Below are 23,799 nucleotides of genomic sequence, written 5' to 3'. Positions count from 1 at the left end.
AGAAGAGCTTGTGTCTGTACTCAACCATACTTTTAAGTGACCCTTTCGCTAGGCGGGTGGCGGGGTTCAAAAACAGGAGGGCCTCCCCCACACGGCCCGCTTTCGCTTGATGCTTCGCGTCGGTTTCGTCAGCTTTCGGAAAGCTCCCCCGTCTACATCGATGTTGAAGTTAGCAGCACGTGGTAGGGACAGCGCTTGCCCCGAGTATGCGTGGGGATTTTGGCGCCGAGTCACGTTTCTGCTAACTTCAACCAGTAGTGCGAGCGTGGCAGAGAGAACATCTGATCCATCCAGTCCGACCAACGTCGTGTCGCGCGCCGGTTGCTTCGGGCGTCAGACTGGGATCAGATCGGCACTACCGGGCGACGGTCTTCCAGATCAAGCTAAATGCCGCATGCGATTGTTCCGTAGGAGAAGAATGTCACTCGCACTATTCGGCAAGGTCACTTCTCAAATGGCTTTGTAGTCCAGCTCGGCGGCACAGTTCAACCGCGAGACGTGGAAGGACGCAGTGCGTAGTGTTGCCACTGAGCTAGATCGTGGATGAGGTCTTCACCAATAGCCGGACGTTACGGGAAGTGCAGCGACGAGAGGCGCGGATTGTTGCGGAGCTCGTGGCGAGTGAGGACTCGGTTTGGCCGCCGGCACGACTGCATGCAATTGTCGTCGGCTGCAGCTATTCGGTTGGCGACTCAGTATCGAAAGGGCCGGCCAGGACTCCGAAGCAGTCGAACTAACGGCGTGTGCCGGCTCTGTGGGTGCCTAGTCAAACCTTAGCTCTGTGCGCGATTGGGGGTCGGGCATCGGAAGTTAGCTAACAGGCCATCGATCCTGCTCGAGTGCAAGCGCTGGCCATTTTGGCCTTGAGGCGGCGAGGGCGCGGGCTCAAATCTGAGTGATCTGACGACCTGTATCGCCTAAACATTCTCCCCCTCTCTGCACTACTTCCAGAGAGCATCCGCCCAGACCACGGGTCCAACATCCGAACACCGTGGCGAATGCACCATGGTAGGCGCCGCGGCTGTCGCGCATCGACCGATGAAGTTCCGTGCGGTGGCATCCAGCGAGGTCCGTTGCAACCTATAAAGTCCTCATGTCATCCTTTGTGTGGCGACAGTCAATATATCAAGGTTGTTCGGGGGGCTCCTGTAGCGCTCCGCAAGACTCCTGAACAACCCTCCGACCCGATCCGACGGAACATCAAATTCGCCATAGTTGGGATCAAAGAGGGTCGTCGCTCCATTCGACGTCACTGTCGCAATGATGTGGGCGCCACCTGCGGCGAAACGCATCCTGACCAAATACATGGACTCATCCTTGGTGATCTCCTTCACGATCCGGTCAATGCACGAAGATGTATCAAACCTATATCGCGTCTCTTCAGCAGACGGTTGCAGGTCAGCGTGGCGTAGCGTTGTGCTTCTTGCCTGGAGGTCGCGAGACCCTTCCGCCCCATCGTTTTTCAATTGAGCCTTGAGCTTTTCGTACTGTTCCTGCCGGCTTGCTGCTGAGCGGTGCTTTTCAGTATCCGGGAGCAGAGCCCTCATTCGGGATGACGGGCTGCTTGGGAGGTCTAGGAGCCACTCCGCTACCAATCCAACACAGATTCCGCTGACATTCGCTTCGGGCAATTCAGCAGTCCTGCAATCGAATAGAGAGCGAACAGGGCTAGCTGCCGAGGATGACTCGGAGCTCGAGGACAGAGAGGATATGCTGTGGCGCGAGGTGCTTGGACTATCAAGGATTACATCTGAGGTATGTGGCTTGCTGAAGCAGAGCCCCATTCTGTCGAACAATTCGCCGGACGGCCGGCTCTCCCGTCGCGCGAGTTGGCTGAGTGTTTGCGCAAATTCGTTACTGTCTGCGGGCCTACTCGATCCGTCAGCTTGAATAACCCATGTGTACTGGCCATCGACTTGATTATACATGCTGGTTCACCTGCTTCTTCGGCGCGCGTCCTCAGAGGGAGCGCGCTGCCTACATCTTGCCGCGGATGATATCACAGCAAACTGACGAAGAGCTGACCGCCAAACAGCCTTGGGAAGCTACGGCCAATTGGTTGCGCGATCTTGCGTGCTCACTAGCGCGGCTGCAGGTGTGAGGTGATGGCCGAATAGCTAGTGACTCTTGCACGCTTACCGAGGGCGAGCTCGGACCTGCAGATGCATTCGGGATAATGACTACGCTGGACAGCGCGACCGTCGGTTTGGTGGTCGATCTTACCTTTATCGTGTTGCGCCGGTCGGCCGGCGCAACCTCGCCTCCACAAAGTGCGCAATTCGCTCCCCGTGATCGGCCATCGGCCAGTGAGATGCTGTTGTTGCGGCTGACGCACCTTCAGCACAGATCTGAAAACCCGGTTTAAACACAAGTTACGATCTTGTTAACTCTACAACAAGTCGCGCAGACATTTTCTCTCGCCGACTCAGTGTGCCGTTAGCCGCTCCTGTTTGACGGCGGCATTTCGGGTTCAGCCGGCCTGCACTTTACAACAGTCAAGCGAGCCCGACATACACTCGCATGTGACACGTCATTGCGGGAGACCGAGCCTGTGCTTGTGCACCTGCTCGACCTCACCTTCTGCTGGACTTTTGTTAGCTCAGGCCGTCATGCTGTCGCGCTCATTCGCGCGAACAACGTTGCCGCATCTGAGGGACTTAATCCAACGACGCCTACGAAGCTTGGGGACGGCATCGGAATGTCTCGATAGGTGGGTCTCCACAAGTGGAGGCAATAGCGGCTGTTATTCACGTACGTCGAATGTGGCGGATGCAGTTGCATGACGCACTCTTCTTCATCCCAGAACAGGTCTTTCACAAAGCACATCTCGTCCCAATTCGGACAGCGCCGCGGGGTAGAAACAGCGACATGCTCCCAGCCAGGACGGACAAATGCACTTATCTTAAGTTCACACCCACAAGGCCCCTGCACAAGGAACATACCGCAAGGGCCTGACCCTGGAGCAGTAGCGAACCGGCCGTGTTGCACGCGGCCGCCCTCCAGCTTCTCTATCATCTTCGCTCGCACGGCCGCTCCTTCGCCTCTCGGATAGCCCTGAAGTCTACGTAGATGACGTTGTCTCGTAACAAGTTAACCTGCTCGGTCCTCCGCCCAGCGTTCCTAACCCAATCCACAGCGCGCCATCCGATAAAGCCGTAGATGTCTGTCATCACTCACTCTCCTTCGATTATTGCTTTAAGGCGTATTGCGGCCTCAGTCCGCCGGTTGCCTTAGCATGAGCGGTACCAATATCTGCGCGTTGGGCGAATTGAAGCGCCGGTTGGACCTCCCGCTACTCGTGTAAGTCTGTCATTAAGTCTCTCCGAGGCGAAGCCAGTTTGTCATCGATACCAGGCAGTATTCACCGCTCATTGCCAGCATAGCGCCCATCCTGGCTGAGCAGGCGAAATCGGCGACTCTTGACGCGTCACCTCGTCTTCAATGAATTCGTCTTCATCATGGCATGCTCCCTTATTGGCGATGACATCTAGATCTCATGATGCTCGCAAAACCAGTAGTGGCACCAGATAGATCGGGGTGACATTGCTGCTTCGTGAGAGAGTACTTGATCACTCGACGACCTCCTCGCCAAGGCTGAACAGTCCTAATTCGCCATTTATGTGAAAATGGTTCAGTTTTATGGCGTCCAAATCGGCACACACACAGCCGCGGACGCAGGCATGCCCGTTCTTTGAACTGAACCATTCGGCGGATCACCTGCTGTCTTGGTCGTAAGCTAACGGTCAGGAACAATGATTAGTCGATCTCATCGACTGCAACTGCGAATGTCGCCCGATTTTTCCCGCATCACTGAGAGGCAGCTCCTAACGCGTTGTCAATGGAATGGCGCTCGCGAACCGCTCACCTTTTGTCGCTAATGCGGGTGTTGTTTTCGACATGAATGTCGCGACTCAGACGTCGCGCAACGGATCCGTGTCACCAATCGACCGTATCAAAAGCGCTGCAGCAGGTTCTACCTCGTGGCATGTCGCTTGCTGTGCTGACAGAACGCGACCTCGCTGTAGCGAAAGTGCACGAGCAATGAATCGGCCGGACGGCCGCCGCAACGAACATCGGTTCTGATGCCCAATGAAAAGAGGACTGCTAACTTATGAGTGATAGGAGGCATGCAAAGCTTGGCATTTTTCTATTGACCGGCGCTCAGCCTAATCAAACGACTAATTGGCGCGCAACAAAGCACCCAACGATCATGCATTTCGGCGCCGATCGTCCCTCCCGGCGACCCCAGAAAAGGTGGAACTTGTGGCTTCTGGCCGCACTCCTCATAAATACGCTGCTTTGGGCCGGGATCTACTTAGTCATCGCGGCGTTCTTGTGAAACACTCTCGCGCATGGCAAACGCCCGATGGACTTCTGGCGCCTCTCGCGATCGCGGGCTGCCACCGCTGCGAACAAACTGGTGCCAGGGCGCTTCGCGCTGCTACCTGGACATTGAGTGCGCTGCGCCGGCGGACGCAAAGGACATTTCGGCTTACCCAGATGTCTCGAATTTGCACCACTGATGTGCCGCTGCAGCGTGAGGACGCGCCAAATTGACCTTTAGGAGCTCAACGCGTTTGCGGCGAGTGGCATCCGGGATTCAAAGCGAGGCGCAACGGATCGACTGCAAGTGAGGACTAGGGCCCGTATTCCCTTATGTGACAGTTAGCTTTCGAGAAGCTGCCAAAACAAGGTGAAAGGAACGTAGGCCAAGCGGCCGGCTGGGCCCTCACGGGCGTGTGGCATAGGACGTCAGGTGCCTTTCCTTCTGGCTCTCTCAATGCTCCGTACAGGCGGCAGTTTACTTGCTTGCTGACCGATATCTACCTAGCCATTAGGTCGGCTTGAGATCGACAGGCTGAGCTAAGGACGGTACCGACGTTACAGCTCTTGCTCAGGCCACGTATCGTCGTCATTCTTCCGCATCTGCCACACGTGGGCACGCCGCGCTAACTTGTCGTACTCCAATGCAATTTTAAGCAGCTTGTCTTTGGCTTTTCCGTCGATGAGCGCTGCCGCTTTCTTTCGCGTTGCTTCCGCGCGGCCTCGCCAGTGATCGGGCTGGTACAGTTTACTTTTCGGATTCATGCCGAGAGCATGCAATCCTTAGATCAACGAATTGCGACAGCGACACTCCGTATCATCACGTAGGAGCGACGCTCGTGGCGCCGGCTACCGGAGCAGCATCAGCCCCAGTCCAAAGTAATCATTCAGAAACGGACGAATGCGTATTGCAGTCGATGCTCATACGAAGAATGAACAGCCACCTACAGCTTCAGACCATTTCTCCCACCAAAAGACTTGAATCGCACGTGGCGTTAGATTGTAGGGTTCTGGACAAGTGGGGATCACCTCTGACAATCAGTCGAGTGACAGTGTTCACGTGCATTTGGAATGCCTCAAGTATCCACAATAGACCGGGACGACCGAACAGAGAGCCTCACGTCATCCAGGCGCGAGCCTGCGCCCGATTCCTCGAATGCTACTCCTGCTTCTGCTGAACTAATCGCGGGTTACGACGTCTGCGCGGCCAGGGTCCGAGCACCGCAGTCTTCCCTGACCCGACGCAAGACGCAACCTAACTCACAGACAACCCCGCCCAACCTCTTCAAATATAGTGGAAAAGAAGCGCGATGACACCAAACATTTTCTCAACCCGTCATCATGGTCGCTCTTGCAAGGCCGAGCGCATCATCAACAGCGACATAAGCACATCCGCGCCTTCTGATCTCTATGCTTCGCCAGAGCTGGCCAGGGCCGGTTCGAGCGGCATCGTGGCGAGTCCGCCGTCGCTCATCGGCCGGCGACTAGGCTGACCATAGTACCTCAGGTCATGCCAGGCAGACTCAAGCACTCCTCGAGACATGGAGGCATGCACTGGCCGCACAATCATCAGCAACTCCAAGACGTTCATCTGGTGCGTCGGCGCGGATGTTAGTACCTCGCCCTTCGTAAGGCTTTGCCGACGTGCATGGTGTCGTTTCCTGTCGTCCTGGACAAATGACGAGCCCGCTACAGTGAGAACGGCAAAAGTAGAGCAACGAGCTTGCAGACAGCTAAGCAGATCCGCCTGTTTCCCGTTTTGCACGTGATGCGTTCCGGGCAACAAGAACCATAATTAGCTCCACCAAATTGATGGAATTTCATGATGCAAAAGCAACGAATTCAGTTGGCTCCGCACCTCAGACTCTACTACCGCGATATCGCCCTAGGCCTGGCAATGGCAACTGTAATGCTTGCGCCGGTCAAGGCGAGTGATCGAACGCCGACCGCAGACGAGAAAGAGGCCTGCATGGGAGACGTATTCCGACTTTGTAGCAGTCACATACCAGATCGTACCGCTATCACTGCCTGCCTCAGATCCAAACAAGATCGTCTCAGTCAGCAATGTCGCTACGTGATCTCCGGGCGGGACATCGGCAATAAGAGCAGCGGATCGAGGTGAAGATGCTGCGACCTGTCCCTCCTACTCCTCTCCAGAAGTCGTCCCAGCTTGACCTACAACACGTCACATAAGGGTTCACCGAACGGCTCACCACTTCATGCGGGGCCGGTCAACGGACGCATCCATCGCTCCCTGGAGGCTGTCATGCGCAGGTTCATCACAGTGGCATGGGATCATTTCGTAGAGCGAGCTAAGCTCAGCCTGAAATTGGCATCGACATATTCACAGCACGTGCGGAAGCCACTCTGCGGCTCCGCCACGGCGGCACCGGAAATCCGCGCCCTGTGATCGGTCGGAACTTCGACAGGAAGCGGGCGCGAGACAGAGCTATAATCCTCGCATCACCAAGAGCCCCACCGAATGGAGAGAGCTTGACCCTCACGTAGCGTCAGGTTGTAGCGTCGCCAGACGCCACGTTCATCCGACGCCCGCCTCCGGGAATCGAGCGGCTTAGCGAGTGCGGATAGACCGGCAGCTGCAGCAGCGCACCCGGTTGTGAAGGGGCCTGGCTGAACGGACGGACCCTAGTTTGGAAGGAACGTATAAAGTTCGATGGAACCGCTTAAATCGATCATCGGTAAGGTTGCCACCGGCGCCACTCTGACCCGCGATGAGGCCGCGTCAGCCTTCGACAGCATGATGTCCGGCGACGCAACTCCCTCGCAAATCGGGGGCTTGTTGATTGGGATGAGGGTCCGCGGGGAGACGGTCGAAGAAGTCACCGGCGCCGCATCCGCAATGCGAAATATAGTGCCAAGGGTCGAGACGCAATGTGATCCCATCGATATCGCTGGTACGAGCGATACCGTTATGTCTTCGCTCAACGTATCGACGTGCGCTTCGTTCATCGTCGCCGGCGTCGGCGTTCCCGTCGCCAAGAATGTCAACCGCGCTGCGTCTTTGCGCTCTAGCACGGCAGCCGTGTTGGCGCACCTCGGCGTAAAGGTCGATCTCAAGCCAGAGTCAATTGCACGTTGTGTGCACGAAGCCGACATTGGCTTCGTGTTTGCGTCACCCGACTTTCCGGCGATGCAGCGCATCAGGCAGATCCGGGGCGTACTTGGAACCCACACGATGTTCAATCTAATCGAGGCTCTGTCGAATCCAGCCGGGGTCAAGCGGCATATCCTTGGAGTGTCGACTCCCGAATGGGTGCAGCCTCTGGCGCAAGTCTTGAAGAACCTTGGTGCCGATTCGGTATGGGTGGTTCATGGCTCGGGCGGGCTCGATGATTTATCCCTCACCGACACAAGCTTTGTTGCTGCGGTTGAGGCGGGTACAGTCCGCACGTTCGAAGTCACGCCGGAAGAAGCCGGGCTCCCCCGCTACCGCGCCGATGCGCTGGAGTGCAGTGATGTCGAGGCTCATGCGTTTGCGTTACAAAACGTGCTCGATGGCCTGCCAGGTCGTTTTCGTGATGCCGCCCTTCTGAATGCGGCGGCCGCACTGGTGGTGGCCGGGCGGGCCTCGAACCTAGAGGAAGGCGTGGCGCTCGGACAAGAATCACTTGATCGGGGCGCTGCAGCCGCTCGACTGAATCGGTTGATCGCGGTTTCGAACGCCTGACAGCCGAGCTCGTTGATGCCGCAACCTTGCGATCAATAGTGGCTTACTCGCGAGAACACTGTTGCAGCCGCGAATGCGCGTTACTTGTGCCGATTTCTCAGGGAGCGCCGCTTGCGCAAGTCCAGGTCAAAACAGCTCGCGCTGAACACTTAGCCCGACAGCCAACGTTTGATGCACCAGAGGCTGTTCGAGCCCCGGTCGTTGAGGTGAGGACCGGCGACGAAGCGTGGGCAACGCGCCAAAGGAGACAATCGAATATGCCCTGGCAGAGGATTGAAACACTTGGAACCATCGCAACGATAGAACACATCATTCGAAAGTTTCGAGAATTGATCGATACAGATAGCTCGATCCCGCCGGAGCTGCGGCGTACGCTGCACGAGACGCTGGATGGGCATCTTCTGGAAGCAAAGCGGCGTGTTCTCCTGAGAGACAATTAGGTCCGTATGCCGTCTACATACGGAGGGAACACTAGCAGGCCGCGCTCTACGCCCACGCTCAAAATCCTTGCGGCCACGACTGGGTTCGAGCTGCTCGCTCGTTCAGCGGTGGCTCCGATGACGATTGCTTCGCGCCGTTCATCTCGCCTTGTCGGACTGGTCATCGATGGTGATGGCCCGCATACGCACCCTGGCCAACTCTAGATTTCGTCGAAACTCGGCGACTGGGGTCATTCGTTGGACACGCCTCCGGCGCATTCGCGGGATCGATCCTCAAAGGCCTCGTCCACAGGCTTCCCCGTCAGGGCACCGCTGATGCTTGCGACACCAGCTCTTCGCGCGCCCTCTTCGGGCATGAGCTTGGCCACGTTCTCATTGGGTCCGCAAAAAGGGGCTTGAACCTGACGTAACGTTAAATCGTAGGCTCTTGAGGTGTTACGTATATGGGTGTGAAGGACTTCGGATGCCTCAGCTGGTCAGATCCGCGGACCGATCGCTGGTCATGCTCCTTATCCCCGATGGCCATCGCCGCAATCGCAACTCGCTGCAAAACCCTTCGACCGTGGTTGCCATAACCAACCCATCCTGATCAAGTCCAGATGCCCGGAGGTTCGCGAATGCCGCGGATCCTAATTATGAATGCCGGTACGCCTCAGATGTCAGGCGTCCATCTGACAAAGGCTCAACTTTCGCTGGCCGCCAACTCGGCATTCCGTTCAGCGTGGTTTGCTCAGGAGGGCGACCTAATCGTCTCCCCGGTAGTGATCCCGGCGGATCTGCTATCCTTCATTGGCGCGACGCTCGATTTCGATGCATCGAGTCTTCGCCTGCTTGTACCAACGGGCCGCCAGCCGACCATCCTCAATGATTACGCGTTGCTGTCCGAGACTGTTGTCGCGCGAATTAAAAGACATATTCGTCAACAATCCACCTGGCGATTGTACCCCTGCTACTTTACTGAAGGCGTCGCACACCTGGCGGCCAAACTAAGCATACCAAAGATTGGCGACGACTTCGCCCTGCAGCGCGGTCCTGATTTACTGAATCGCAAGAGTCACTTCCGTCAGTTGGCAACAAGCGTCGCACTTCCGATCCCTCATGGATGTGTCGCGACAGATCCAAATGGACTGTTAAAAGCAGTCACTCACCTCAAATCCGAGACCGGCAGGGTCATCGTGAAGTTGGATAATGGAGCTGGAGGGGTCGGAAATGTCATTTTGACGAGCAGTAAAAGCGATCCCCTACCTGGAGCCAGAGATACTCGGTGGACTTCCTGGCGTTCGCTTGATCCTGACGCGCTTTACTCCGAGATCACAACAGCATCGTGTAAGACGCTGGTCGTTGAATCGTACCACTTGGCCCGATCCTTGTTTTATCTCGAGTATGCAATCCAGGATGATGCATCAATTGCTTTCATCAATAGTGGAAACATACGCCTGCATAAAAGCCCAGATCGGTCCGAAAGGGCTCTCATCTGGACAGGGCTTGAGCTTCCCAGCGATCTAGAGAACGAGCAATGGTTGACTGCCCAGGAGCATGCCTACCGATTTGTGGCGCTAGCGAGAGACCTCGGCTATCGCGGAATGATCAATATCGACGCTATTTTCGCCAAAGACGGACGGTTGCTGTTCAATGAAGCGAACGGCCGCTGGGGTGGCGGCTCGGTGTTACACAACATTGCAGTTCGGCTGCTAGGCCCCGACTATTCCAGTCGCAACGTCATTCTATCTGTAAGAAATGTGCGATCACCATCCTTTCAAGCGGCGCATGATCGCTTCTTCAAAGAGGGATTGCTATTCGACCGCAAACGTAAGGCAGGCGTGATCCCGCTTGCCGCCGACAAACAGGCCGGTACCGTGGAGTGCGTTGTGATTGCGCCCGACAGGGCCGCGGCCCACGATCAGCAACACCGACTGTTAAGGTCCTAGCGAACACATCCGTTTTCCCACCCCCCAAAATACAAGGGCACGGCCTGAGCAAATAGGTTCGGCGCGGCGGCTGGCTTCACTCACTGCAGCGCCGGCCAGGGCGAGAGGCTAGGTTTATCCTTAATGCTAAACGTCGGATAATGATCGTGACCTTGCGCGGGAAATATTCTCATCCAGCTGATCGATCGCTGCAACAGGCTGTCCTGCGCAACGGCATCCGCTAAGCGCGTTGCGTCCGTCAACCCGACATTCTGTCGGTGGTGATTAGAGTCATGATCAAGCGGCTCCGTTTGGAGCGACGGACTTGCGCAACTGCACGAGTACGTCACCAATCTTCGGGTGAGGATGAGGGCTGACCTTATAGTGAATAGATCTTCGTCGATCGACCGATCGGAAAGTTGAGCAGCCATCCCTGGCTGGAGTTGTTACGCAGATGCTCATCCAAGCTACCAACAGCAAGAGCATACTGTAGGCAGCTGAGACCTCCCACTTGTTCTCGTTGATGATAGTCGACCTGTATACTCTCAAGACCTCCGCTTAATGGGAACGGATTGGTCTGGCTTTGCGAACGATGCTGGCTCCGCCCGTAGCGCGCGAGGCGCGCATACGACCGAGTCCGGCAAGGACGCTACGCTCGCCGGCCTTCTTAACGCTGCTGCATCGTTGCCCGTGTCGTAAAAACGCTCGGCTATGCCCAGCTTCTCTTTGTAGTCGAGCCATCATCCGCCTGATGCGTGCCCGACCTTACCACCTTGACAAGAGGCGCATCTTGGGAATCGAGAGGCTCGCCACTACCATCTGCGAACCCCCGCGCTACCCGGAATACAGCATCGCGCAGCGCCGAAGCGCCCTCCCTGGTTTCACCCAGCAATAAGATGGCCATGACCAGCCAGCAACTTTTGCTCGGAGGGCGCGTGGTGGCCTGTACATGGACCAATGTTAACCATGGCTGCCGACCAGAACTGTCGTAGACGTTACGAGAAACACTGACCACAAGATGTGAAAGCGTTTGAATTTCCCGGAGAGCTCGCCCGCCACTCGGTACTCAGAGACTCATATCAGGCGCGCTACCTCATAGCCGGTCGGTAGAACTTTCGATGATCCGGCGGTTTGCGCCGCCCCTTTTTGAACAGAAGTAGACGAGAGATCGGCGTTCCCCGCTCGACACCGGCTTTACTTCATGCCGTACCTTACATGTCGTGACAAGCACGGAGCCATATGGTGGTCGGAATACATGCTGTTCGTACCCGGTAGGATATACTACGAACTCCCCCCCCTCGAAGTCTCTCGCTAGCTGCACAATCACCGCGTACTCAAAGTCCGGATCACTCTTCGCATCCAAATGGATTCCCACGAAAGAACCGGGCGGCATACGATGCGTTTGGCATCGGCGAACCACGTAATCTGAGGATGCTCCGAAGATCTGTCTAAGGGCGAAGCTGCGGTCTTTACTTTCTAGTAGCTCCATGATCAGCCCTGAAGCTGTACCACTCACGTTGCTAGGCGCGCGGCCGGGTGGATCTACCCTTACGCGCTTGACAAAGACGCTGTGCAAGTCGCCGGCATCTCCCTCCCGCACTTCTTCTTCGGCAATCTCAGCCTGCAGCTGATCGATCTTGGTCAAGTCGGCTTGAGTGAATAATATCTGGGGGGCAATAACGGCCGTCCCCTTTACTAACAGCTCTATGCGGTACTTTGTCAGCATTTCTTCTGAAAGCTGGCGGGATTTATCACTCATTGCGCGCGCCATTCGAGCTCACTCCTTTGGTCTTCGAAGCAGGACTCCGGGTCCTTGTGCATTGAGACGAATGCTCGCTCCCAATGCTCGCCATCGAACTCGGTTATTCTTACGCGTGCGATCGTCCTTCTATCCAGGCATCGAATATTTACGCTGAACCCGGAGGGGTTCGACCTCGGCCTATAGAATGGCTTTACCCCACAAAGCCGGCAAAACGTGTGCCGAGCAATGTTCTTGTTGAACTGATATGTCGTGAGGAGGTCTTCACCGCGCTCGATGCGTAGCTTATCGCCAGTGACGAGCAAGTGGAGAAACCCAGACATTTGGCAAATCGAGCAATTGCAACGAACTCCAGAGAGCTCTCGCGGCGCTCTGACGTAGAACTTGACAGAGCCACAATGGCAACGGCCATGATGTTCGATCTCCGAATGATCATCTCCCGTGCGCGCCGCATTTGCGATGAGATCGCGGCACCACTGGACGCTGAGCCGATAGGCTCGGAGGAATTCATCCAAGAAGCGATCACTACGGTCAGCCTGCACAATTTCACCAATCAGCCGGCCTGTCATTTCTCCGTGGTACTTCTCCGCGGGATCTTCTCCGCCCACGTGGCTGCGAAAGTACTCCAGATCGTCCGGCTGCACTTTAAACATTTCGGCCAGAGTAGTCCACAGCGACTGGATCATGTCCGCAGCATGTAGCTCAAAAGCTACCATGTAAGCGCAACGAACGAGGGAGTCTTTCGATGACAATCCGGCGTAGAGAGAATGCAGATACTGCTTCGTCTTAGAGCTATAGTTGGGCAGTATCCCTCGGCCGAGTAGTTGGGAGGCATCTTTCTTCAACAGGTTGGAGTGAAAGTTTTCTGTCAACAGAATATCCGGTAGCGCGGCCTTGCCTCCCTGGAGAATTCGGCCGTGGCCGCCGGTCTCATCCCAACAGATAAAGTTCGCGACCACGCTGGTCAGTTCAATGTCTCTCGCAATATCTCGATTGTGATGCATTGCATCGAATATGAGGTCCCTTTGGGAGCCCGCCTGCAGGTACGGGAACGCCTGTGACATCGCCAGGTATTCGGGCAGCAGGCTGGCGACCTGATCTTCGGACAACTGAGAGGCGAACGGATGCGGGCCGAACAAGGCTCGCGCTTGCTCGGTCAAGTACTCGTAGCAAATCTTCGGAGGCTGATCCGCGGCAAATCGAGACGCTTGAGATGTCATTTAACCCCTGCAGATGAGAAGAACGGTCCTTTGACGAAGCAACTTCGTGTCCGGGCCATCTATTAACCGCCCTGGGCTCATTGGCTTCGATGGACCATGACTGCGTTCACCTTCCGGACGAACTTTTGGTAGTTTCCTTCGCGATGACAGACAGCGGTATGCTCGGTCCAGCTCATGAGCATCGAAGGGAATGCGTTCATTATTGGAGCGCGGGGAATCCGGTCGGATTCCTTTCCACCAGCAGTCCGACGCCGCAATGCCCGCCACGATCAGCATTCGCGCGGAGACTCAAAACGGATACTGCGCCGCCCACGCCATTTTGACGCTAATGTTGCGTGCGCGAGTGGCGTGCCTGGCCGCTTGGCACGCGTGCAGCTTTCGCGATCTTGGGCGAACGGATCAAGCCATCGCGGTTGCCGCTCGCCCCATTTCGCCGAACTGCCGTGAGCCTGGGACAGCATTGTAGACTCCAATTTGTACGTATGATGCTCTCAAGGCCTTTGGTCCCTGGTGTCATACCGCTCCTGGGCGGCACAAAGCATCTCAAAGCGACCCTCGCCCGTTCTTCCCGTTCGCGATTTACAACTCTAACTTCTTAGTGACTCACAGCAATCATCATGCCAACTCTTGAAATCGCTTCGTAAGATCTAAACAAGTTTGATACAACGGCAGTGACGCTTCCTCATTGCGAGTGTCAGAGGCTACGCGTCGCTGTCAGAAAGCAAACAGCGAAGCGCCAGCGGCCGCTCACATGCGTACAGGTCTGCTCAATCGCGGAGATTGGCTTGGCGACGCATAGGTTGACTTTGCGCCCGAAGCTAGCGACAGCGCTTTTGGGTGCAGACGGCAGCGCCAGTACGGTAACCCGGATCGCTGACTATTCCGTGTTCGCTCGTGACCGTTACGGGAAGACGCAATAGCCTTCCACGTCGTCGAACACGGCCGAACGGTGCCCCTGGAACAGGCGCAGGCCTCTTTGCCTGTGCCCCGACAATCCCGCGCGACTCTGGGCATCGATCGTGTGATCGACGGAGCATGCGGCCCCGGCTGCTTGCGAGTTCGACGGTACCATAGGCAGACCCTATTGGTAGCTGGCCGAGATGCGTGGCTACATCTTGCGCGGTCTTCGACACGGGGGCGGCGATGATACATTCCTGGGGCGTCTCTACTATGATGGCCTGGACTCTCCAGATCGGGCGTCACGAGCAAGTGCCGCAAGATCGGTTTCGAGCTTCGGTTGAAGCGAGAAAATTGCGTCTATCAACGCCTGCGCCGGTTGCTCGGCGGCCTCAACCAGCGCCGCCCTCTCGGCCCGTGCAGAGGGAGCGAACACACGCTTAACGACCGTCGGCGAGCCCTTGAGCCCGCAGTTGGAGGTGTCTTCGACACCGGCTTCCTGCGCGCTCCATTTCACGATTTTGGCACGCGCGGCACGCAGGGCATCCGCCATCGCGCCGCGCCGGATCTGATTTGTCGCCTCAAGCATCGTGATGAGGCACGGCAATTTGGTTTGCAACACCTGCACACCACCTTCGCAGCGTCGTTCCACTTCAATCGTTTGAGCGGCGACGTCCAAGGATCTGATCTTCCCAACGTAAGTTAGCTGCACTACGCCCATTCGCTTTGCGATGCCAGGCCCAACCTGCGCAGTATCGCCATCGATAGTCTGCTTTCCCGTGAAAATGAGATTTGTCGGGCCATAGTCCTTACCGATTTTCCGGATGGCAGTTGCGAGTGCATACGTTGTGGCCAGTGTATCGGAGCCCGCAAAGCAGCGATCGGTGAGTAGGACGGCGCGATCGGCACCATAAGCCAACCCCTTTCGCAAGGACTCTTCTGCCGAGGGCGGTCCCATGGTAAGCACAGTAATTTCGCCACCGAACCGATCGCGCAGCTCAAGCGCGGCCTCGAGCGCGAAGAGGTCATATGGGTTGATGATGGTCGGCACTCCCTGACGCATGATTGTATTGGTCACGGGATGAACACGAATTTGCGCCGAGTCCGGAACTTGTTTGATGCAGACGACATTGTGCACGATGTTGCTCCAAAAGTTGCGATAGCTGCGAAGAGAACAGCAAGTGTTGTACCACCGCCGCCGTTCTGGACTCGGTTCGCTGGCGAAGGCTTAAATGGGACGATAGCGCGCTCCAGCCCGCTTTTTCTTAACGAACGAATGCCGACACAGGTCAGGGCACCGACAACACCGTTCCGCTCGGCACGCCAGCCGAGAGACCAAGGAATCCTCGCAGGATAACTGCCGCACAACCTCTGCTGACATTTGGTTATCGAAGGTTAAGCACCGTCGCTCACTCGTCCGTAGAATAGGGACGATAGCTTGTTCCCTGTTCGAGCTACGGACGTTTCGCGATGGTATGACCAGCAGGTGAGGCTCTGTAACTCATGGCGTTCAAATCCATGTTGCGCGCCACGTCGTTGCCGCAGGCCGGTCGCTTCTCTTGCGATTGCGTAGATTGCCTCTTCGGGATCATTCTTCACGTATCTGTTTGGCAGTAGCGGCTCCGGCGGATGTGGTCGTTCAGAACCGCTTTATCTCAACTCCGTATTTCCGCAGCGCATAGCCAATTTGGCGCGGGGTTAGTCCGAGTAGGCGCGCTGCCTTGGCCTGCACCCAGCCAGATTTCTCCATGGCCGCAATGACCCGCTCGCGATCGGTCATGCTCGCACCACCAACGAGAACTGTGCCGGCAGGTGCCAGTGGGGCCGGTTCGCAGACAGACAGCGGTGGCGACGTGGCTTGAGCTAGCGGAGTGATCGACTTTGCATGCAAGGGTCGCATGGGTACCGCCAGGTCGGTCTTGTCGTCCGATGTGCTTTTCCAGAGCATCATGGAAAGGCACTGGCCTTGGCAGCATGCAAAGTCACTTCTCACAATAGACGGCCCGGTACACAGCGTCGCTGTTCGCTCGATGCAGTTTTCGAGTTCGCGAATATTTCCCGGAAACCCGCAGTTCATCAGCACATCAATCGCACTGGCCTCCAGGGTGAGCGTACGGCCGTTTTCGCTGTTGAACTTTCTGAGGAACTCTCGGGCTAGCAGCGGAATATCACTGCGTCTTTCGCGCAGCGGCGGCAGTAACAATGGAACTACGCTAATACGATAGTAGAGGTCCGCGCGGAACTCGCTCCTTGCCACGGCCTCTTCAAGGTTCTTGTTGGTCGCAGCTATGACTCGAACATCGACCTTAATCGTGTGATTGCTGCCGACGCGCTCGAACTCCTGCTCTTGCAGAACTCGCAGCAACTTCGCTTGGAACGGAGCTGAGATCTCTCCGATCTCATCTAAAAATAGCGTCCCTTTGTCAGCAAGCTCGAACCGCCCCTTGCGCGAGCTTACCGCACCGGTAAAGGCACCTTTCTCATGGCCAAACAATTCCGATTCCAGAACCGTCTCAGGCAGCGCCGCGCAATTCAGTTTAACGAACGGTCGTTTAGCACGGGACGAGGACTCGTGAATGGCCTTGGCTACGAGCTCCTTGCCGGTGCCGGATTCGCCACGTAGCAGAACCGTGCTGTTCGATTTGGCTACAACCGCAATCTTCTCGAGCAGCCCGCTCAGCGCGGCGCTGTCGCCAATGATCCCGTGGGCGTGAAGCTTCTTGCGCTCGCGAGCGGCCATCCCAAGCTCAACGATCTTCTGTGGCTGGTCTTTGTCCACTAACAATCGTTCGCGATCGCAGGCCAACAAGCGATGTAGCTTCACTGTTTGCCCCACCAAATTGGCGACCACAACGAGCAGCCGCGCATCGTGCTCGAGCTGAAGACTGGAACTATCGTCCTTGATACGGTCTACCGTCAGCGTACCAACCACCCTCGGATCAATACGAATAGGAACCCCAATGAACGATACGGGCATGCTGTCGGAGGCGCCGAGAAGCTCCCGGTCCGCAGCGCTGAAGGCCGGCTCGTCGGCTACGCTCTCGACAACAAGAGGCCTGTCTGTCGCCACGATCTGGGCGATTGCTTCCTGCGGCAGGCACGTGCGGTAACGTTCGTCGCTGCCTTCGCTCCAGCCGGAGCCAACTGTAATTCCTGGGATGCCGTCATGGTCTAATAGTGAGACGATGCCGTGTCGCATCTGCACGAACGATTGCAGGAGGCCAAGGACCTTGGCCAACGTGACTTCGAGCCGACCAGGAGCGCTGACTATTTTCGATATTTCGAAGATGCCGGCCAGCGCGCTCTCATACGACGGCTGCCCCGAGGGATTACGCTCCGGCTCCGGTTGCGAGGCAGGTCGTTCCGAGGATGGGATATGCAGCATGAGCCTCTCTCCGTTGTCTTGATTATCCTCCCTGTTGCCATGTTGGGATTGGCGAGCTTCGTTTTGCATGTCACTCTCGATCTAGCCTCAAGTGTTGACGAGATGACATAGAACCGTGACACCTGATTATGGCACGACACCACACTTGCAATGTGCCCTCGTTTCACTTTTTGCGGATCGTGTCCGCGTCGTGCCGCTGCAGGACAAGTCAGCTGGGCCGCCTGAGCGGCGGCTTTACAAATGCTGCCCGCCATTGATCGGCACCTCGGCTCCCGTGACATAACTCGCCGCATCCGAGCACAGGAAGAAGATAACCTTGGCCACTTCATCCGGGGTCCCCACTCTGCGCAGCGGGATGCTTGGCACGAGACGAGCTTCCGTGTCTGGCGACAGCATGTCGGTCTTGATTTCGCCGGGCGCGATCGCATTCACGCGAATGCCATGCGGCGCATAATCATAGGCCAGTTCGCGTGTGAGGCTCGCAAGCGCCGCTTTCGACGTCGCATAGGCGCTACCGGCGAATGGGTGCACCCGTGAGCCTGCGATTGAAGTCACATTTACGATTGATCCAGACGCGGCTCTTAGCTCGTCAAACAGACCCTGCGCCAGCAGGATCGGAGCCACTAGATTAAGATGAAACACCCCCATCCAGGTCTCGGCGGACGTGGTCAACGACGTCATCCGATCGCCAGTGGGCGTTTTCGGCGAGACACCGGCATTATTCACCAGCGCGTGCAAGGGCGCACCGGCCAAGCGCTTCTTGACCTCGGTGATTGCACGCGGCAGCATTCGATGATTGCTGAGATCGATCTGGAAATGATCGTCATTCCCTACCTCCCAGGGGCATCGCTCGCTGTCGAAAGGTTGGCGCGCGCAAGAAATCACGCGCCAGCCCGCCTCCGAGAACAGCTTGGCAGTGGCATGACCAATTCCGCGTGATGCCCCGGTGAGCAACATCGCCTTCTGCTCTCTACGATCATCGCGCGCTTTATCGGCGTGAACGAGGCAATCAAAATGTGTTTCGGCCAGCGGCTCTCTAATCAGATTGTCATTCGGCAGATCGAGACCCAAGCCCGCCTCCTCTACTGTTACGCCGGCGCACGCGTAGCAGGATTTGCGCCACTGCGGTGCAGGTAAATCCCTTCCGTTTTGCGTCCTAACGTCGCGCACGCGGTACACTTGGCGGATTTCAGACAGTCGTGGGTGTGCTTTGTGACAACCACGATGGCAAATCAGCTACGTAAGCTCTCTAGCACACCTGCCTGCTTCATCACAGGGGTACGGACCGCGCTCGCTTTCTTGATCGCGCAACCGAATGAACCTGCGGCTGGTCGACGCCTCGCCGAAGTCAAAGATCGCTCGGGAGCAACCATAGTCATTTTGCCGCCCTAACTCCAAAACTGACGTACCAGCCTCGCACGTCAGATTCGTCAATCGTCGATCTTGATTTGTCGCTCTGAGCAGAACTGGGATATCGCTGGCGTACGGATACGTTTATCCACGCTCGAGCACTGATTAGCTTCGATTTCTGGCTGGCCCGAAGGATGAGGACGACCTGTTCCGTCTGTTTACGCTGGCAGCACTCTAGGGCAGTTGTTATCGCCGTCACGGCTTAATGGAAGGCACTGGGCCTTGGCTTCGTTCTGTTCTTGCTGTGAGTTCGCGCCAACAGCATCACACTGAGCAGACGATTGCCGCGCATACAAGAACTGGCAGCACTCTTGGATGCGAGGAGCGGCAATCACGTTGATCAAGCGGCTTACAACTTTCATGAAACCACCAGCTCTTGCGAGCTGTCTTCGACCAAGATCAACCTGCTCGGATCGTTCAAATCGAATTCTATAACGCGTGGAGAAAAGAGACGCGCATAGCGCGTGAAGGCGCTCGTTGGGGGGAAACGGATCACCGTGTCGCAGCGCGCAAGAAGATACATCTCAGTGAGGGCAGAAAAGCCACCCTCGGCTCCAAGAGCAGCGTTGTGCAACGGGCCGGCGTGAGGCGCCTGGAACTGCTTTGGAATCGCAAACACATCAGGAAATTTTGCCGAAACCTTCTCAAGGATGAGCGCGCTGTCCGTGCACAGGAACGCCCTCACAGGCTTCGCATGTGGTAACGCCCTCGCCTTGTCAACGGCGTTACAGACCTGTCGAAAGGCGCGCTCCGCGTCCGCCCAGTAGGGCGCATGCCCCATAATGTCCTCACCGTTACCGTGCCGGACATGAATGCCGATCACGCTGTACGGCTCAAAGTGCTCGCGGTAGATAGCATCAATCCGCGCCTGAATTGCAGCTCGCGGCTTGATACTCCGAAAGATCTCTCGCTCCGCCTCTTGATCGCAGCGCCACATCAGGCAGGCATCACACACCACCGTGTTAGCGTCACAATCCCTCTGACTTTGGAACAGTTGATCGAGTTGGTCGCGTTCCCGGAAGATCTGCTCGTCCGGGCGATAGACGCAATCGAGAGATGGCTTATTCCACCATGCCGGAAAGAATGGTCCCGGAAACGAGCGCTTATTGATGTCGTCGTCGCAAATCACCCGCACGCCGGCAATGTCGTCAACCGGTTCGAAGAAGACCGGAAAGGCATTGGTGAATGGTTCATCAAGATAGCAAGACCCCCGCCAATCGATGGCTAGCGTCCGCCCCGTCTGCTTTGCAAAGCGCCAAGCTGCCGCCAGTGACCACAGACAGTCGCCCAACCCCGTACGTCGTCGGGATACTACAAACCGATCATTCATCGAATCGCTACCCATCTCGATTGCCTTTTCCCGCGCTCCTGGTTGGACAAGAGACATCGATAAAGACATCTCCGGTATCTTTTTGCCCGGCGTCACGGTCTGAAATCGCGGTGCCGGCGAGCTGCGTCGGTAGAACTTCATAGCAGGGCTATCCGTGATGGCCGCGTTCTCTCAACACTTTCTGTCCTTTCTTCAGCGGTGTTGCATCGACCTGCCGGAAGTCCGGTGCCCAATGCCCTCTGTGCGTCAGATGGACTGGCCCGCTCACATGCAGGGATAGGCGTGGCCATGCTCATGACTTACGGCTATGTTCCGTTTTGCACTTTATTGTGGCCCGAAGCGCCGCGCAGCGGATGAAGGCGAACGCCCCGCAGCTCCCATACGAGCCGCAATTCCTTCACAAGGTCTTCACGCTTGGCGTGGTCCAGCATGGCTGCGTCGAAAAGCCCCCCGAGTGACGCCTCGCCTTCGATCCGCATCAAGATCTCGAAAAGCTCAGCTGAGATTCGCATACTAGAATGTCCCGTGCGTATCTCGCAGACCGTTTCCTGTCGATCTGGCGCTGTGTAGGAGCGAACACGATGAAGGGATGCATACGGCGGCAATGACACGCCCAGCGCACTCCAATCCTGCAGTGATGCTAGCCGCTTCCTGACGAGGAACGGGCCAACAACAAGTCCATCCAGGTCAGTCGTTAAGAACGCGGTGATCGCATCTGACACGGACTGCACAATCGGCTCGGCGTTGTTGTTAAATGAGGTATTCAGAAGAATCGGAATGCCGGTTCGCTTCTTGAACGCATTAATTACATCCCAATAGGTGGGGTTTGTCTCACGCGATACGGTCTGCAGCCGCGCGGTCCCATCGACGTGCGTGATCGCACCGAGCATGCTGCATTTGGCTTCACGCACACGAACCACGAAGTTCATGAACGGGAGCTGCCGCGTACCGTTCGGGAGCTCAAAGAACTCGCTCGCATCCTCCTCTAGTACAGATGGCGCAAAGGGGCGATAGCCCTCGCGCTTCTTGACCATCGCGTTAATGCGGTCCTTGTTTTCCGCAGGCCGCGGGTCCGCGAGAATGCTACGGTTACCAAGCGCACGTGGGCCGAACTCAGAGCGGCCCTGAACCCAGCCGATTACAGCGCCATTTGCTATCCAGTCTGCCGCACTGGACGCAATGTCATCACTTCGTCGAATGTCGAGGTGGCCTGACCATGCGTTGAGCTCGTACTCTACGGCTTGCTCGTTCCCAAGATCCGGCCCCCAATACACGTCCGGCAGTCGCTCGCGCGGCGCTGGCCTGCCTAACTCGTTTGATACCATCAATGCAGCGCCGAGTGCGCAACCAGCATCGTGCGCCGCGGGTTGAACAAAGATGTCGTCAAACAGACCGGAATAAAGGAGCTTTCCGTTCAGCGTGCAATTATGGGCCACCCCGCCAGCTAGGCACAGGCGTGTCATGCCCGTCGCTTCGCGATGGTGCCGCAGAGTGTGAAACACAATCCGCTCCAGCGCTTCCTGCAGCGACGCGCTGACATCTCGATGCTGTTGGGTGAATGGCTGTCCCTTTCGCCGAACCTGAATGTTGCGGACCAGGGCCGGTCCGATTCGTTCCAGGTGAACGCGATAGTCACCGCCATCCAACAACTCATAGAACTGCGCGAAGAGCTCGCGATAGCGATCGGGATCACCATACGGTGCAAGCCCCATCACTTTGTACTCGTCGAACATCCCGTAGCCGAGATATCGAATCGTCTCGAGATAGAACAGCCCCAGGGAATTATGCTCCGGGAAACTTGCAAGTTGCGCAATTCCGGCGCTAGATCCTACCGCCAATAAGCCTGAGAGAAAATCGCCGCCTCCGTCGACCGCAAAGACGAGACTTTGCTCGAATCCGGACATGGCAAACGCGCTCACGGCATGCGCTTCGTGGTGATTCACGAAGGAAAGCCGGGACAGATCGAGCTCGGCCCCGAACTCCCGTGCCAGCAGCTGCCGCAGCAACAATTTTGCGTCCAACGTAACGGGTTGAGAAACAGAAAGACGCTCGAGCATGGTTTTGCAATAGGCTTCAGTCGCGTAGAACGCGATACGGTCGATCTCGCCAAGTTCGACTCCTGCCGTAGAAAGGCAGTATCGGATCGAATTGCTGGGGAACTTGTTGGAGTGCTTGACACGGTTGAGGCGCTCCTCTTCGACAGCAGCAATTACACGCCCATCCTGTACAAGGACTGCAGCGCCATCGTGAAGAAATGTATTCGGCAGCTGCGGAGAGCTTTCATAGATTCTGTCAAGGCCACCACTCAGTCCCAGGCACAACATTCCGTTCTCCACTCGTTTTGATGGGAACGCCAACGTCCGTCCCACCGACCTAACCTGTACACTCATACTTCCCCCCTTCGCAGACCAGACAGCACAACACGACTTTGCAAGGTCCGTCTTGGCGGGCCTAGCGACAGGCCGCGCAGAAATGGGGGTGTTGGCATCCGACACCGATCGACTGAACAGGCGGCCGTAGAGCTGGTTCGATCGCGGCCTCTTAAGGTCATTTCAGAAGCTGCTGCAACAGACCAGGTCACTCCCGAGCTACTGCAGAGCGCATCATGACACCGAATCGATGGCACTTTCTCCGTTTCCCTCATCTCACGTCAGCGCAGCAGGCGGCGCCGAAATAGTGCCGTCGACGCGAAAAAGGGCAAGACAGCGTAAACACAGAGCGCACCTACGTGCAGGGCGGCACTGTCCGCTCCGCGCTCAAGCATCGTTGGACGAATAAGGTCGACCGAATGAGCGAGCGGCAACAAGCCCGCAAAGTGCTGAAATGAGTCAGGCAGTTGGCTCGCCGGAAAGATCGCGCCACAGAGAAACACCATGGGCGTAAGGACGAGCGACTGGTAAAACACGAAGTAATCGTAAGTTGGCGCGAGAGATATGACGACCATTGCGAGGCTGGCGAAGACAAGACCCGTAAGCGCGACTGTTGGTATCGCGCAAAGAATGGACGTCCAGGATGCGTAGCCCAGCGCTGCAGCGACAATCCCGATTGCTGTCCCCGCTAGAACGGACTTACTGGCCGCCCACACCAACTCACCTAGAACGATATCGCCGAGCGTGAGCTGTGTGAATAGAATTCCCTCCCAGGTGCGCTTGACACCCATCCTAGCAAAGGCCGCATATAGGGTTTCAAAGGTCGCGGATGTCATCGCAGTGACTGCGATCATACCGGCCGCCAAAAAGGCAATGTACGAAGTCCCCTCAACCCGTCCCACGATGAGTCCGAGGCCAAAGCCAAGGCCCAACAAATTGGTTATGGGGTCTGCGAGATTGCCGAGAAGCGATGCAAGCGCGACTTTCCTCCACGCCAGGAAATTTCGTCGCCATACCGCGATCCAGTTGTACGCGTTAGCCGGCATCACCGACGCATAACCATCATCCATC

The 23,799-nt window shown here is 56.7% G+C and carries 13 protein-coding genes; 2 read left to right on the top strand and 11 right to left on the bottom strand.

The features are described from left to right. Positions 1 to 1,091 precede the first annotated feature (1,091 nt). From XF30_RS11685 to XF30_RS11675, 3 genes are all read right to left on the bottom strand, one after another. Positions 1,092 to 1,784, bottom strand: coding sequence for a YopT-type cysteine protease domain-containing protein (locus XF30_RS11685; RefSeq protein ID WP_244609093.1), 693 nt, complete (start codon positions 1,782 to 1,784; stop codon positions 1,092 to 1,094). Positions 1,785 to 2,607: 823 nt separating this feature from the next. Then, positions 2,608 to 2,940, bottom strand: coding sequence for a DUF7694 domain-containing protein (locus XF30_RS40095; protein ID WP_502696163.1), 333 nt, complete (start codon positions 2,938 to 2,940; stop codon positions 2,608 to 2,610). Between the two features lie 1,941 nt (positions 2,941 to 4,881). After that, positions 4,882 to 5,088 (bottom strand): hypothetical protein, encoded by a 207-nt coding sequence (locus XF30_RS11675; RefSeq protein WP_109142780.1) that lies wholly within the window; start codon positions 5,086 to 5,088, stop codon positions 4,882 to 4,884. A gap of 1,909 nt (positions 5,089 to 6,997) precedes the next feature. Here XF30_RS11675 and trpD point away from each other — a divergent pair. Both trpD and XF30_RS11655 read left to right on the top strand, forming a co-directional pair. Further along, positions 6,998 to 8,011 carry an anthranilate phosphoribosyltransferase gene (gene trpD / locus XF30_RS11665; RefSeq protein WP_109142778.1) on the top strand — a complete coding sequence of 338 codons (1,014 nt, stop codon included), beginning with the start codon at positions 6,998 to 7,000 and terminating at the stop codon, positions 8,009 to 8,011. A 1,075-nt stretch (positions 8,012 to 9,086) separates the two neighbouring features. Continuing rightward, the gene (locus XF30_RS11655; protein WP_244608926.1) at positions 9,087 to 10,379 is read left to right on the top strand and encodes a preATP grasp domain-containing protein; all 1,293 of its coding nucleotides are present in this window, start codon (positions 9,087 to 9,089) and stop codon (positions 10,377 to 10,379) included. Positions 10,380 to 11,451: 1,072 nt separating this feature from the next. Here the strand turns inward: XF30_RS11655 and XF30_RS11650 are convergent. The 8 genes from XF30_RS11650 to XF30_RS11605 form a co-directional block, all read right to left on the bottom strand. Continuing rightward, positions 11,452 to 12,129, bottom strand: coding sequence for a 2OG-Fe(II) oxygenase (locus XF30_RS11650; RefSeq protein ID WP_109142775.1), 678 nt, complete (start codon positions 12,127 to 12,129; stop codon positions 11,452 to 11,454). After that, positions 12,114 to 13,337, bottom strand: a complete 1,224-nt coding sequence (locus XF30_RS11645; protein ID WP_109142774.1) for a GFA family protein — start codon at positions 13,335 to 13,337, stop codon at positions 12,114 to 12,116. The genes XF30_RS11650 and XF30_RS11645 overlap by 16 nt, the downstream gene beginning before the upstream one ends. Positions 13,338 to 14,505: 1,168 nt before the next feature. Then, a complete protein-coding gene (locus XF30_RS11635) occupies positions 14,506 to 15,372 on the bottom strand; it encodes an electron transfer flavoprotein subunit beta/FixA family protein (RefSeq protein WP_109142773.1) in 867 nt (288 codons plus the stop codon). A gap of 501 nt (positions 15,373 to 15,873) precedes the next feature. Next, positions 15,874 to 17,688 carry a nif-specific transcriptional activator NifA gene (gene nifA, locus XF30_RS11630; protein WP_109142772.1) on the bottom strand — a complete coding sequence of 605 codons (1,815 nt, stop codon included), beginning with the start codon at positions 17,686 to 17,688 and terminating at the stop codon, positions 15,874 to 15,876. A 165-nt stretch (positions 17,689 to 17,853) separates the two neighbouring features. Then, positions 17,854 to 18,690, bottom strand: a complete 837-nt coding sequence (locus XF30_RS11625) for an SDR family NAD(P)-dependent oxidoreductase (RefSeq protein WP_109145674.1) — start codon at positions 18,688 to 18,690, stop codon at positions 17,854 to 17,856. Between the two features lie 697 nt (positions 18,691 to 19,387). Next, entirely contained in the window at positions 19,388 to 20,500 is a 1,113-nt protein-coding gene (locus XF30_RS11620) for a nodulation protein NodZ (protein ID WP_109142771.1), read from the bottom strand. Positions 20,501 to 20,664: 164 nt separating this feature from the next. Continuing rightward, positions 20,665 to 22,683, bottom strand: coding sequence for a carbamoyltransferase family protein (locus XF30_RS11615; protein WP_109142770.1), 2,019 nt, complete (start codon positions 22,681 to 22,683; stop codon positions 20,665 to 20,667). A gap of 326 nt (positions 22,684 to 23,009) precedes the next feature. Beyond that, positions 23,010 to 23,798 (bottom strand): ABC transporter permease, encoded by a 789-nt coding sequence (locus XF30_RS11605; RefSeq protein WP_109142769.1) that lies wholly within the window; start codon positions 23,796 to 23,798, stop codon positions 23,010 to 23,012. Between the last annotated feature and the right edge of the window lies 1 nt (position 23,799).

It is taken from the genome of Bradyrhizobium sp. SUTN9-2 (assembly GCF_003122645.1).
Lineage (GTDB): Bacteria > Pseudomonadota > Alphaproteobacteria > Rhizobiales > Xanthobacteraceae > Bradyrhizobium > Bradyrhizobium yuanmingense.
Note: the sequence above shows the minus strand (reverse complement) of the source record. Positions and strands in the feature narration are given on the sequence as shown.